Below are 13,091 nucleotides of genomic sequence, written 5' to 3' on the forward strand. Positions count from 1 at the left end.
CTTCAGCGTCCGGCAGCGCGAACAGCGTGCCACCATAGGAGAGTTTGAACGGAGCACACACCTGCCGCAACGGCAACGGGGAGTTGTCCATGACCGACGCGCCGGGACGCCCACAGCAGCCGCACGCGGCGGCCCGGGCCGCACTGGCGGGCTTCGAGCGGTGGCAGAGCCTGCGCGACCCCGAGGCGCTGCGGACCTCCCTGCTCCAGTGGTCCCGCGCACTCGAAGGCCTGCCGGCCGGCTCCCGGGACAGGCCCGTCTGCCTCACGGAGCTGGGCCGGTCGCTGCGCGGCTGGTTCGACCTGACCGGCGACGCCTCCGCACTCGACCGGGCGGTCGCGGTGAGCGCCGCCGCGGTGGCGGAGGGCGAGGCCCTCGGTCATGCGTTCCTCGACGAGCAGCTGTCGAACCTGGCGCTGGCACACTCGCAGCGCTACCGGACCGGCCACCGCGTCGCCGACATCGAGGCCGCCATCGCTGCGGCGCGCCGCAGCATCGCCGCGACCCGGCCGGACCACGAGCGGCTGCCGGGCCGCCGCGCCAACCTCAGCCAGATGCTCACGGCCAAGGCGGTGCGGACGCTGGCCGCCGAGGACTTCGAGGCAGCTCTCGCAGCCACCCGCGGGGCCCTCGCCTCCCTGCCGCCGGGACACCCCCTCGTCGCCGGCACCCACGTCAATCTCGCCGAGCTCCTGCTGGGCACGTATCAGCGGACGAAGGCCGCGGCCGACCTCGACGAGGCGATCGGCTCGGCCCGGGCGGCCCTGCGGCTGTCCCGTTCGGGGCGGCAGGAGCACGCCCGGGCATGGGGATCGCTCGCCCAGGGACTGCAGCTGCGGATCCAGGCGGCACGGGCGGGCGGGACCCCGGTCGGCACCGATCCCGACGAGGCGGTCGCGGCGGCGCGCACGGCGGTCGCGCAGAGCGGGCCGGACAACCCGCAGACCGCCCTCGAAGTCCTGTGCCTGGCTTCGGTCCTGCGCCTGCGCAGCGAGGAGACGGGCGGCCTGGCAGACCTCGACGAGGCGATCGCCCTCTGTGAGGGCCTCCTGCGCCCGGGGCACCGCGGTACGGACGGCGCTGCGCAGGACCAGATACGCGAGTTGCTCGCGGTGAGCCTGATGCAGCGCCACCAACGGGTCTCCGACCCCGGCGACATCGACTCCGCCCTACGGCACCTGGAGGCCTCCGGCCGGAGCGTCCCCGACCACGACCCCGGCCTCCCCGTGGCCCTGTTCATGCGCGGTGCCGCCCTGGTGACGCTGTACGACGAGCACACGGCGGACCCGGCGCTCCTGGACGAGGCGGTCGGTCTGCTGAGGAAGGCCCTTTCGCTCAGCCCCGACGGCGGCGACGAGGCCACCGTGCTGCGGACCTCGCTGGGCGAGGTCCTCCTGCGCCGCTTCGAGGACCGCGGCGACGGCACCGACCTCCAGGAAGCGGCGGCCCTGTCCCTGCGGGCCGTACGGGAGACCACGCCCGACACGCCGCCCCGCGCTCTGACCGCGCATGCTGCCGTGGGCGTACTGCAGACCCGCGGACGGCACACCGGCGCCGGATCCGATTTCGACACAGCGGTCGACCTCGCCCGGGAGGCTCTGCGGGCCCGCGGGACGGAGCCCGGCGCGAGGGCAGTCATGCTGAACGACCTGGGCAACGCCCTCCAGTCGCGCTACGAGCACGGCGGCCGGCTCGAAGACCTGAACGGCGCCATCGAAGCCAAAAGGGGGGCCGCGCAGTCGGGCCGGCTCTCGACGGCACACCGCGCGATGTGCCTCAGCGGACTCGGCCACTCCCTGCTGACCCGCTTTCAGAACTCCGGGGACGTCGCAGACCTGACGGCTTCGGTCGCCGCCTGTGCCGAGGGCATGGAACTGCTCCAGCCGGACCACCCGTACCAGGACCGGCTGCTCGCGAACCTCAGCCTCGCCCTGAGGGCCTCCCACACCCGCCACGGCCGACCGGACGACCTGGAGCAGGCCGTCCGGTACGCCCGCGCCGCGGTCGCCGTCACCCCGCCGGCGTCGCTCCGGCTCCCGATGAACCTGTGCAACTTCGCGATCACCATCCAGGAGCGCTTCGCCGGAACCCGGGACCCGGGCGACCTCGAAGCCGCGATCAGCGCCATCCGACGGGCCATCGACACGGCGTCCCCGGACCACTTCGACCAGGTGAAGTTCCTGTCCAACCTGTGCCAGCTGCTGCAGGACAGGTACGTGCTCCTGAGGCGGGAGGAGGACCTCGCCGAGGCCGTCGACGCCGGCCGCCGCTGCGTCGACCGGTGTCCTCCCGACAGCGCGAGCCGCGACGGCTGCCTGCTGCACCTCGGGAACGCCTTGCAGCGCGCGGGCCGGACCGACGAGGCGGTCGAGATCTTCCGTGAGGCCGCCCGGCTGACCACCGGCGTTCCCCGTCTCCGGCTCGTCGCTGCAGAACGCTGGGGGGTGGTGGCCGCCACGCAGGAGCGGTGGGAGGAGGCATTGGCCGGCTACGCGTACGCCGTCGAACTGCTGCCCCAGGCCGCCTGGCACGGCCTGGAGCGCACGGACCGCGAGCACTTCCTGTCCCTCGCGAACGGTCTGGCCTCGGACGCCGCGGCCGTCGCCATCGAGGCGGGCCGCCTCGCGCAGGCGGTGGAGCTCCTCGAACAGGGGCGCGGCGTCCTCCTCGCGCAGGCCCTGGACGCGCGTACCGGCCTGGACCAGCTGCGCGACCTGGCCCCGGACTTGGCCCGGGACCTCGACGACGTCCGGCGCCGGCTCGACAGCGCGGGCACGGCGGGCACCGACGGGGAAGCGCGCAACCTCTCGGCCCACCAGGTGGCGGTGGAGTCCCAGCGCCGCAGGGACGCGGCAGCCGCGTGGGACCGCCTGCTGGAGCGGGCGCGGATACTGGTGCCGGACTTCCTGCGCCCGCGCCCCTACGCCGGGCTGCGCGGGGCCGCGCGGGGCGGTCCGGTCGTCGTCGTCAACATCGGCCGTCACCGCAGCGACGCCCTGGTGGTGACGGCCGAGGCCGACGCGCCCCTGCTCGTTCGCCTCGACAGGATCTCCCGCCCCGTCGTCAACGGCTGGACCCGCGACCTCATCACCACGTTCCGGGGCCCGGAGGAAACCACCCCGCGGCAGCGGAACGACGTCCTGCGATCCCTGCTCGCGGCCCTGTGGAACGACATCGCCGAGCCCGTCCTGACCGCGCTCGCCTGGCCCGCCCGTCCCGCGAAGGGGGCGCTGCCCCGGCTGTGGTGGTGCCCCACCGGCTCCCTGACCATGCTCCCGCTGCACGCTGCGGGCATCTGCCCGGCGCCCGGCGCGGACGGCCCCGCCCCGGCGCAGGCGAACCTCCTCGACCGTGCCGTCTGCTCCTACGCCCCGACCCTGCGCTCCCTCCTGGAGGCGGGCCTACGCCCGGCGGGGACCCCGCCGCAGATGCTGGGCGTGGCCGTACCGGACGCGGAGGGGATGACGGAGCTGCGTCACGCGGTCCCGGAGATCGGCGCCCTGCGGGACCGGTTCCCCCGGATGACGGCCGTGATCGGCCCCCAGGCGACCCGCGACACGGTGCTCGCGCAGCTCCCGTCCCACACCTGGCTGCACTTCGCGGGCCACGGTTCCTCGTACTCCCTCGCCGGCGGCGCGCTGCACTGCACGGACCACATGATCAGCCTGCGCGAGGTGACGGCGCTGCGGCTGGACGCGGCGGAGCTGGCCTTCCTCTCCGCGTGCGAGACGGCGGGCGGGGTCGCTTCCCTGGCCGACGAGTTCGCGCACCTGGCGGGAGGTCTCCACCTCGCGGGATACCGCCACGTGATCGCGACCCAGTGGTCGATCAGCGACCTGCGCGCCCCTCAGGTTGCCGGCGCGTTCTACCAAACCCTCGCCGACACCCCGCAGTCCCCCGACGGCCCCCTCCCCGCCGCGGCCGCTCTGCACACCGCGATCCACAACCTGCGCCGCACCCGACCGGACTCCCCGGCCCTGTGGGCCCCGTACCTGCACACCGGCCCCTGACCGGGTCGGAAGGCGCCTCGCCCGGCAGGCCGAACCCGCCACCGGCCAGATCACCCACCCCGCGTCACGGCAGGAGGTCCTCGCAGCCGTCCGCCGCCCACCTCGTATCCTGCACCTGAGCTCACCCCCGAGCTGCTTCGATGGGCCGCGCCGGGCCCCGCGCCCGGCACGGCGGGAAAGGGAGACCCCTGATGGACGTCCAGCACTTCGAGCGGATCACCGCGTTCATCGAGGCGCGGCTGACCCCGCTGTTCGAGGCGGAGACCGGAAGTGACAGCGGCTTCGCCATGGACGACACCTCCCGGGCCCTGCGCGCGCTGCGCAACAGCGTGCTGGAGGCCTCCGCCGTCAAGGGCCTCATCGCGCAGCGGGAGTCGGCCGAGCCGCGCACGCGCAGCATCATCGACCAGTCGGTGGAGCACCACTGGGACGTGCTGCGCGGCATCGCCCGCCAGTGGGAGGACCACACGGACTTCCGCCGGGAGTTCAAGCGCCACGCCTGGGAGCTCGACGCGGCCCCCGCCCCGGCCGGCGCCTGACCCTCGGGAGACACCCCGTGGGTCCGGGCAGGCGTCCGGGCCCACGGCACGCCGCCGCTACCGGCTGGGCGCGCCGCCGATCAGGTAGTCAACCCGGCGCCGCAGGCCGCTCCAGCGGCGGTCGTGGTGGTAGGCGCGCTTGATGCTCCGGGCCCTTGCCTTGGGCCGGCGCGGGTAGAAGCGCCGCGCCCAGAGGGAGACCGGCCGGGCCAGCCGTACCGCCGCGACCAGCGCGATCAGCGGGACGACGACGCCGAGTACGGCCATCCGGGGCTTTCCCTTGACCAGGGCCACGACCGCCAGCAGCAGGTTCAGCACGACGGTGACCACCGCGGTCAGCCGGTTCTGCTCCTGATCGGGGGTCAGCCCGTCGACGCCGAGGGGCAGGAAGCCGCACAGCAGCAGCCCGGCCAGGGCCGAGGTCATGATCACGACCTCGACGCTGAGGGTTCCCTCTTTGGACCAGTACACGTCGCTCAGGTGCAGGATCAGCGCGAACTCGTCCAGGACCAGGCCCGTGCCCATCCCGAACAGCACGGCCGCCAGCGCGGACCCCCACCCCGTACGGCCGCCCGCGATCGCCGTGAAACCACCGACGGTCATGAGGATCACCCCGGGGACGGCGTGGTGGACGTGCAGGCCGCCCGGCGTGACGTTGCGGAACGGACCCTTCCCGGCGCGGATCATGCGCGTGATGATCCGGGTGACCGCGAAGGTGACCACGAACGCGGACAGCGCGAGGAGCAGGGGCAGTTTCCCCGGCTCCAGGATGTTGCGGTACCACCAGTCGCCCATGCCGTCACCCTGGCGGGCCCTGCCGCGCCCCGCACCACGGGGACCGCCGTTCGGGGCGGTTCGGGGGACCGGGCGTCGGCGCGGGAGGTGATGGCGGCCGTGGTCAACACGGTGATCGCCCGCTCATCCTCCGGGCCGTCGAATCCCGTGTGCCGGGTACGGCGCGGGCGTAGCCGTCCGGCGCCCCGTGGAATCGGGCCCCGAAGCCCTCCGCCTGGGGCCGGTGGCGCGATGGGGACCGGCATCGCGCCTGTCGGCGGCCTCGTACGTGCGCGAAGTGGATCACTTTCGGTGCCACGATGCCTGGCGGAAAAGGGCGGCAGCGCGGTGAGCGGCCGCACAACGACGAGAGGGAGGCCCGTGACGCCTCAGGTGGTCGATGAAGCGGCTCAGCTGGTGGATGAAGCGGCTCGGCTGGTGGAGGAAACAGCTCAGCCCATTCCGGGGCAGACCAAGCCACTGCTCGACACGCTCGCCCGCGTCCCCGGGGCCTTTGGGCCGGTGGCGGGGCGGCCCGACGCGGAGCTCCTGATCGCCGCTTCCGTGCTGCTGGCGGACGCGGCTCTCACCGCGCGGCGGGCCGGTGCGGAACTGACGGAAGCGTTGAGCGGTTGGCGGTTCGCACTGGCCGCCCTGCGCCGTCCCGGGTGGGCGCTCGGCACGGCGGCGTCGTGCGCGAAGGCGCTGACCAGCCCGTCGGGACTCGGTTTCGGTCCGAACGGCGGAGTCGTCGGAGAGCTGGCCCGGATGGCGGGGAGCATGACCTACCGCCGCCCGGCCTCGGTGGCCATGGCGGTGGATGCCTTCGCGCTGAGGATCGAGGCGGCGGCGGTCGAGCACCCCAACCTCGACTCGCCACTGGCGAGGCGCCTCACGGACGCCATGGTGGACGGGAACCGGTGGGAGGCGCTGCGGGCGCTGCACGCGCTGGTCGAGCGGCTGGGCGTGACCCGTGCCCTGACCACCGTCAGCCCTGTGATCATGGAATTGCTGGCGTTGCTGGGGCTGCTCGACGAGAATCCGGCCAACGACAGCTTCTCCTGGGTGACGCTCGCCGGCGGTGTGCCGGCGACGGACCCCTTCTTCGGACTGCCGAGTTCGCTGCTCCGGTACCTCAACCCGGGGCCCGGACGAGCGGAGCGGATCGAGCCCGACTCGATCCTCGCGAAGGTCCTGACGACGTCCCGCAACGACATCGTCAGCTACATCAACGACATCGGCGCGCTCGGCAATCACGGGCTGGCGCTGCTGCGGCGCGTCGAGTGCGCCGACGGCCACGTCCGGTACGTGCTGCTGCTGCCCGGTACGAGCTTCGGGCTGCCGAGCAACAGCACCCCGCAGGACCTGGTCGGCGCCTTCGACGGGTGCCTGCGCTCCGACACGACCTACACGCGCGCCGCGCGGAAGCTGCTGCTGCGGGCAGGGGTGCCGGACGGGGCGGAGCTGATGTTCGTCGGTCACAGCCTGGGCGGGCTGACGGCGATGAACCTGGCCATGGACGTGGAGCTGGCGTCCACCTACCGGATCACGCACGTGGTCACGCTCGGCTCTCCCATCGACAACAAGCGCCCGGCCGACCACACCACTCAGGTGATCAGTCTGGTCAACGAGCACGACGTGATCCCCATGCTGGACGGGCGCGGGCCCGCGTCTCCCAACGACATCCCCGCCAGCTGGGTCGAACTGACCTGGCTGGACGAGTCCTACGACTACCCGCTGTCGCACGCCCCGCAGGCGTACTCGGACACCTTGCGCGGGGAGATGGCGCACCACCGGGACCGGGTGAACGAACTGATCAGGGCCTACGACGGCGAAGTCGTCGGGAACCAGCCGTACATGCTCCGCGACAAGTGACCACGAGGGAGACCGACCGATGACCCTTGCCGAAGGCCCGGCCATGACGGCGTATCAGCCCGAAACGGCCTGGCCCCTGGAGAACGTCCTGTTCAGCGCCGCACTGGTGGCCCGGCGGATGCCGTGGGCGGACCTGACCGCGCGCACGCTGGGCCTGCACGCGCTGACCCGCGAAGGGCTGACGCGCCGGCTGATGACCCACCTGCGGGGCGGCCGGGACGGGCACCCGGTGCGGCTTCGCACGCCGTTCGGCACCTTCCTCGTGCCGCTGAGCCGGGCGGACGCCGAGAGCCTGCTGACCCGGGCCGACGGCGCGGGGGTGCTGGGAACCGCGTCCGGTCTCGCCGCCGACGGGCGCCGGTACGGGCTGTCGCCGCACGTGGCGCCGGCGGGCGCGTGGGACGTACTGACGGAGGACGAGCTCGACGGGCTGACCGCCCAGGTGGCCGAGCACCTGGTTCCGGTACTCGGTGCGCGCCGGGAGGACGGGACCCTGGACCGGGACCACTGGCGCGAGGGCATGCTGCGGCTGAGCCGGCACGTCGTGCTGGGGGCCGATGCAGCCGCGGACACCCTGCTCAGCGAGATGGTCACGGCGGCGGCGGACGCCGCCGGCAGCCGTTCGTACGAGGCGCGGACGGCGGCCGTACGACGGAGGCTGGCGCGGTACCTGGCCGCTCCCGAGCCCGGCTCCCTGGCCGGTCGGCTGGCGGCCCGGGGCCAAGGCGCCCAGGAGACGCACCTGACCGTCGCGCACGCGCTGGCCCTGGTGTCGACCGCCACCAGCACCTCGGCGCTCCAGGCCCTGGCCCTGCTCGCCGCAGGCGCGTCCGGTTCCGCAGGAGGGTCCGGGGGTGTCACGGGGACCGTGACGTCGGCCGAGCAGGCCATCGACCGGGCCCTGGACCTCTACCCTCCGCTGTCCGCGATGGTGTACCCGGTACGCGCGCCGCTCGGCGCTGACGGCCCGGGGATCGGAGCCGGGGACGAGATCCTGTACGTCCCGCCCCTGTTGGGGCAGCGCGCGGAGGGCGAGCGTGCGGATCCGGCGTGGGCGCTGTGCGCGAACCCGTCCGGCTGCGCCGTCGCACGCTTCGCCGCGCTCGTCGGCCGGGAAGTCGTCCGCGGGAGCACCACCGGGATGCGGCCCGTCCTCATCGCTCCGCGGTTCACCACGGACCGCCTGCCGGACACCCTCGATCCCCGGACCGTGGTCGTTGCCCTCGCCGCGTACGACGGCCCGGGCGGGACGCCGGACGGGCAGGGTCCGCCGGCGGTCGGCTCAGCGCTGGCTGCGCCGCTCCGCGCGCACGGGGCGCGGGGGCAGGCCGGCGCCGACCGGCTGGAGGGCCACGCCCAGGCCCTCTCCGCCTGCGCCGCCGACAGCGGCTGGAACGGGAGCGAGGCCGGCGAGCGGTTCCGCATGGCTCTCCTCGGGCACGCCGACCGGTGTTCGAGGGCGGCCGCCGACGTACGGCAGGCCGCGAGGCGGTTGTCGGACTGACCTCCGTGCGCGGGCGCCGGTACTCCCCCGGCCTTCGAACGAACGACTGCGCGCCTTCCGTCCCGACCGGCCGTGATCAACAGCTCTGACGGACGTTGTACCGGCAGAAACCCCGTCTCGCCGACAGCCTTGTCGACGGGCATGCGATGTGAGAGCGAGGTCGGACCGTGAGGGACAGTGTGGCCGAGATGATCAAGGCGACCGGGGCGGAACTCAGCTCCGCCAAGCGGTTGCTCGGCGAAGCCAGCGGGGTGGCGTGGGACCGCCTCCTCGACTGGCTCGTCGACGACTATTTCCGGGTCGTCGCGCTCGGCCTGGAGAACATCCCCACGGAGGGCCCGGCCGTGGTCGCCGTCAACCACTCCGGCGCCTGGGGCCTCGACGCGTTCGTCCTGGACAAGGTCCTGGGCAGGGCACTGGACCGGCGCGTGCGCTTCCTCGCGGCCCCGTTCGTCTTCCGCACCCCCATCCTGGGGCGGCACGCGCGCCGCAGCGGCGCGCTCCCGATCGGTCCGACGGCCGGCGTCGAGCACCTCAACGCGGGGCAGCTCGTCGGGGTGTACCCCGAGGGCATCGCAGGTCTGGAGAAGCCGTTCACCGAGCGGTACCGCCTGCAGTCCTTCAGCCCCGGCTTCGCGGTCGCGGCCATCCGCTCGGGTGCCCCGGTGGTACCGGTCGGGATCGTCGGCGCGGAGGAGGCGTGCCCCAAGCTCGGTGAGGTGCCCACCCTCGCCCGGCTCCTGGGCGTGCCGTACTTCCCGGTCACCACGCCCTTCCCGCTGCCGTCCAACTGGACGATCACGGTCGGAGAGCCGATCCCGGCGCCGGCCCGGCCCGACGGTCTGGCCGCCCGCCGGGACGCGGCCCGGCGGCTCAGCGAGACCACGCGCACCGCCGTCCAGGAACTGATCGACCGCGAACTGGCCGAGCGGGAGAACCTCTTCGACTGATTCCGCGGTACGGGGCGCAGCGGTCAGCGGCGCAGCTGTCCCCCAGGTGTTTGCCTTTTGCTGCGGTGTTCGGGGCGCGGCCCCTCCGAGGTGCCCCGCCGGTCCCCTCACCGGGCCGCCCACCTGCGGGTTTACGCGTTCCATGCTTGCCTTTGCGAAGGCTTTAGCCGTTTGCGCCCGCTCTGATTTGCGTGGAGCAACCAACCACTTCTACGGTTGCCCAAGGCAACGAAGCGGGAGGTGGGCATGGGCACGCAGGCGCAGTACGAGGAACTCGCCCGCGAGCTCAGCGCCCTCGGCGCCGTGAAGCGGGACATGGGGCGCATCCTGCCCCCGGAATGTCCGGCGGGCTCGGCCGCGGTCCTGACCCTGCTGGGGCGGCACGGCGACATGAGGATGAGCCGGCTCGCCGAGCTGCTCTCCGTCGACATGTCGGTGACCAGCCGGCACGTCGCGCACGTCGCGGACCGCGGCTGGATCGCGCGCTTCCCCGCCCCCGACGACAAGCGCTCACGCATCCTGCACCTCACCGACGCCGGGCAGGAGCAGCTCGACGAGCTCTCCCGACGCACTTCCGAGCTGCTCGCCGACCGGCTGAGCGACTGGTCCGACGGCGAGGTCGGCCGGCTCGTGCACCTCATGACCCGGCTGCGGACGAGCTTCGGCGACTGCCGCTCCGCGCCACGGCTCCCCTGACGCCGAAACCGACCACCCGTACACCCGCACAAGAACGTAAGGATGCCCATGGCAACGACCACACCAGCCGGTGTGCGGGGCTCTCACGCCAAGCACGGGGGCGGCCACGACGCCGCCGCCCCGATGACGCACCGGCAGATCATGGAGGCGCTCTCCGGGCTGCTGCTCGGCATGTTCGTCGCGATCCTGTCGTCGACGATCGTCTCCAACGCCCTGCCCGAGATCATCGGCGACCTCGGCGGCGGCCAGTCCGCCTACACCTGGGTCGTCACCGCCGCCCTGCTCTCGATGACCGCCGCGACCCCGCTCTGGGGCAAGCTCTCCGACCTGTACAGCAAGAAGGCGCTGGTACAGATAGCACTGGTCATCTACGTGCTCGGCTCGGCCGCCGCGGGTCTGTCGCAGAACGCCGGCACGCTCATCGCCTGCCGCGTCGTCCAGGGCATCGGCGTCGGCGGCCTGTCCGCCCTCGCGCAGATCGTGATGGCCGCGATGATCTCCCCGCGCGAGCGCGGCCGCTACAGCGGCTACCTCGGCGCGACCTTCGCCGTCGCCACCGTCGGCGGCCCGCTCCTCGGCGGCGTCATCACCGACACCTCGTGGCTCGGCTGGCGCTGGTGTTTCTACGTCGGCGTGCCCTTCGCGATCATCGCCCTGATCGTGCTGCAGAAGACCCTCCACCTCCCCGTCGTCAAGCGCGAGGTCAAGGTCGACTGGGGCGGCGCGTTCCTCATCTCCGCCGCCGTCTCGCTCCTGCTGATCTGGGTCACCTTCGCCGGAGACAAGTACGACTGGATGTCGTGGCAGACCGGCGTGATGGTCGGCGGATCGATCCTTCTCGGGCTGCTGTTCGTCCTCGTGGAGTCCAAGGCCAGCGAGCCGATCATCCCGCTGCGCCTGTTCCGCAACCGCACCATCACCCTGTCGTCCATCGCGTCCCTCTTCGTCGGCGTCGCGATGTTCGCCGGCACGGTGTTCTTCAGCCAGTACTTCCAGCTGGCCCGCGACAAGTCCCCGACCATGTCCGGCGTGATGACGATCCCCATGATCGCCGGACTGTTCGTCTCCTCCACCGTCTCCGGGCAGGTCATCACCAAGACCGGCAAGTGGAAGGCGTGGCTGCTGTGCGGCGGCGTCCTGGTGACCGCCGGCCTCGGCCTGCTCGGCACCATCCGCTACGACACGGCGTACTGGCACATCGCGATCTTCATGGCGCTGATGGGCCTCGGCATCGGCATGATGATGCAGAACCTGGTGCTGTGCACCCAGAACCAGGTGGCTCCGTCCGACCTCGGGTCGGCCAGCTCCACGGTGACGTTCTTCCGCTCCCTCGGCGGCGCGATCGGCGTCTCCGCGCTCGGCGCGGTGATGGCCACCCGGATCACCCACTACGCCCAGGACGGCCTCGCCACCCTCGACCCGAAGTACGCGGCCGCCGCGGCGAGCTCCAGCACGGGCGGCAGCATCCCGGACATGGACAGCCTGCCCGGCCCGCTGCGCACCGTGATGGAGAGCGCGTACGGCCACGGCATCGCGGACGTCTTCCTGATCGCCGCGCCGCTGGCGCTGCTCGCCTTCCTCGTCACCCTCTTCATCAAGGAGGCGCCACTCCGGACCTCGGGCGGCATCGCCCAGGCGGCCGCCCCGGCGGAAACCGGGGCCGCCGAGGCCGGTGCCGGGGCACACGTCGGTTCCGGCGGGTCCGAGGCCGGGAGCGCGCTCCCGGCCGGGGCCGACGCCGCGGACGGCGCGCGCCCCGGGGAAACGCAGCAGACGGCCGCCGTCTCCACGGTGGCGGAAGGAGTGTCCGGTCCCGTGAACAGCGGAATTCCGGTCCGCGGCTACGTGCGCGGCGCCGAGAGCACCCCCGTGCCCCAGGCGGCGGTCACGCTGATCTCGCTGGCGGGACGGCAGCTGGGCCGGTCGGCCGCGCAGGCCGACGGCTCGTACGCCCTGGCCGCGCCCGGCAGCGGCTCGTACGTCCTGATCGCCGCGGCCGACGGCTTCCAGCCGCAGGCCTCCACGGTCGTCGTGAACGGTGAGCCGGTCGCGTACGACGTCCTGCTCAGCGGTACCAGCGGGCTGACCGTCCTCGTCCGGGCCGCGGCGACCGGGACCCCGGTCGAAGGCGCCATGGTCATCGTGACCGACGTGCGCGGCGACGTGCTCGCCACCGGGAGCACCGGGGAGCAGGGCGAGTTCACCTTCGCCGAGCTGGTCCCGGGGCCGGTGACCGTCGCGGTGAACGCCACGGGGCACCGTCCCACGGCCCTGCCGGTGGACATCGCCGGCGCCGGCGCCACCCGCGTCGAGGTCGAACTCGACTCGGGGACGCAGGTCCAGGGCGTCGTACGGGCCCCGCGCGGACCGCTCGACGATGCGCAGGTCACGCTGCTCGACGCGGCCGGCAACGTCATCGGCACCGCACGGACCGGCGCGGACGGCGCGTACGCCTTCACCGACCTGGACAGCGGCGAGTACACGCTCATCGCCACGGGCTACCCGCCGGCGGCCACCGCGCTGACCGTGAGCGCCGGTGGGGTCGACGGCCACGACATCGAGCTCGCCCACCCGGGCGACTAGGCGGCCCCGGGGGGGGGGGGGGGGGGGGGGGGGGGGGGGGGAGGGGGAGAGGGGGGGGGGGGGGGGGGGGGGTGGGGGGTGTCACCGACTCGCTGCCTTCGCGGGTGATGGGATTGTCCGGTCACCGACGGCTCGTGCGGGAGCTGGAGGACGCGGGTGT

7 protein-coding genes and 1 pseudogene are annotated in these 13,091 nt (G+C 73.3%); 7 read left to right on the forward strand and 1 reads right to left on the reverse strand.

Annotated elements, in window-relative coordinates:
- The first annotated feature begins 89 nt into the window (after positions 1 to 89).
- Complete coding sequence (locus ACZ4TG_RS08380) at positions 90 to 4,010, forward strand: CHAT domain-containing protein (RefSeq protein WP_468160693.1); 3,921 nt, start codon at positions 90 to 92, stop codon at positions 4,008 to 4,010.
- A 191-nt stretch (positions 4,011 to 4,201) separates the two neighbouring features.
- Positions 4,202 to 4,549 carry a hypothetical protein gene (locus tag ACZ4TG_RS08385; protein WP_468160695.1) on the forward strand — a complete coding sequence of 116 codons (348 nt, stop codon included), beginning with the start codon at positions 4,202 to 4,204 and terminating at the stop codon, positions 4,547 to 4,549.
- 57 nt (positions 4,550 to 4,606) lie between these two features.
- Here ACZ4TG_RS08385 and ACZ4TG_RS08390 read toward each other — a convergent pair whose 3' ends face one another.
- Positions 4,607 to 5,344, reverse strand: coding sequence for a hypothetical protein (locus ACZ4TG_RS08390; protein ID WP_468160697.1), 738 nt, complete (start codon positions 5,342 to 5,344; stop codon positions 4,607 to 4,609).
- Positions 5,345 to 5,740: 396 nt separating this feature from the next.
- Between ACZ4TG_RS08390 and ACZ4TG_RS08395 the strand changes: the two genes are divergently transcribed.
- The 5 genes and pseudogenes from ACZ4TG_RS08395 (at position 5,741) to ACZ4TG_RS08415 (ending at position 12,931) form a co-directional block, all read left to right on the forward strand.
- On the forward strand, positions 5,741 to 7,198 hold the full coding sequence (locus ACZ4TG_RS08395; RefSeq protein WP_468160699.1) for a lipase family protein: 1,458 nt from the start codon (positions 5,741 to 5,743) through the stop codon (positions 7,196 to 7,198).
- Positions 7,199 to 7,217: 19 nt separating this feature from the next.
- The gene (locus tag ACZ4TG_RS08400) at positions 7,218 to 8,702 is read left to right on the forward strand and encodes a cytochrome P450 family protein (protein WP_468160701.1); all 1,485 of its coding nucleotides are present in this window, start codon (positions 7,218 to 7,220) and stop codon (positions 8,700 to 8,702) included.
- 167 nt (positions 8,703 to 8,869) lie between these two features.
- Positions 8,870 to 9,652, forward strand: coding sequence for a lysophospholipid acyltransferase family protein (locus ACZ4TG_RS08405; RefSeq protein WP_468160703.1), 783 nt, complete (start codon positions 8,870 to 8,872; stop codon positions 9,650 to 9,652).
- A 246-nt stretch (positions 9,653 to 9,898) separates the two neighbouring features.
- Positions 9,899 to 10,377, forward strand: a pseudogene (locus ACZ4TG_RS08410) (MarR family winged helix-turn-helix transcriptional regulator); the annotation flags it as partial.
- Between the two features lie 94 nt (positions 10,378 to 10,471).
- The gene (locus tag ACZ4TG_RS08415; RefSeq protein WP_468161424.1) at positions 10,472 to 12,931 is read left to right on the forward strand and encodes an MFS transporter; all 2,460 of its coding nucleotides are present in this window, start codon (positions 10,472 to 10,474) and stop codon (positions 12,929 to 12,931) included.
- Positions 12,932 to 13,091: the final 160 nt, after the last annotated feature.

Source organism: Streptomyces sp. NPDC028314 (assembly GCF_055565795.1).

Bases quoted from the DNA above. Each gene is read 5' to 3' on its own strand.
- ACZ4TG_RS08380 (WP_468160693.1), top strand. From the start codon at position 90: ATGACCGACGCGCCGGGACGCCCACAGCAGCCGCACGCGGCGGCCCGG.
- ACZ4TG_RS08385 (WP_468160695.1), top strand. From the start codon at position 4,202: ATGGACGTCCAGCACTTCGAGCGGATCACCGCGTTCATCGAGGCGCGG.
- ACZ4TG_RS08390 (WP_468160697.1), bottom strand. From the start codon at position 5,344: ATGGGCGACTGGTGGTACCGCAACATCCTGGAGCCGGGGAAACTGCCC.
- ACZ4TG_RS08400 (WP_468160701.1), top strand. From the start codon at position 7,218: ATGACCCTTGCCGAAGGCCCGGCCATGACGGCGTATCAGCCCGAAACG.
- ACZ4TG_RS08415 (WP_468161424.1), top strand. From the start codon at position 10,472: ATGACGCACCGGCAGATCATGGAGGCGCTCTCCGGGCTGCTGCTCGGC.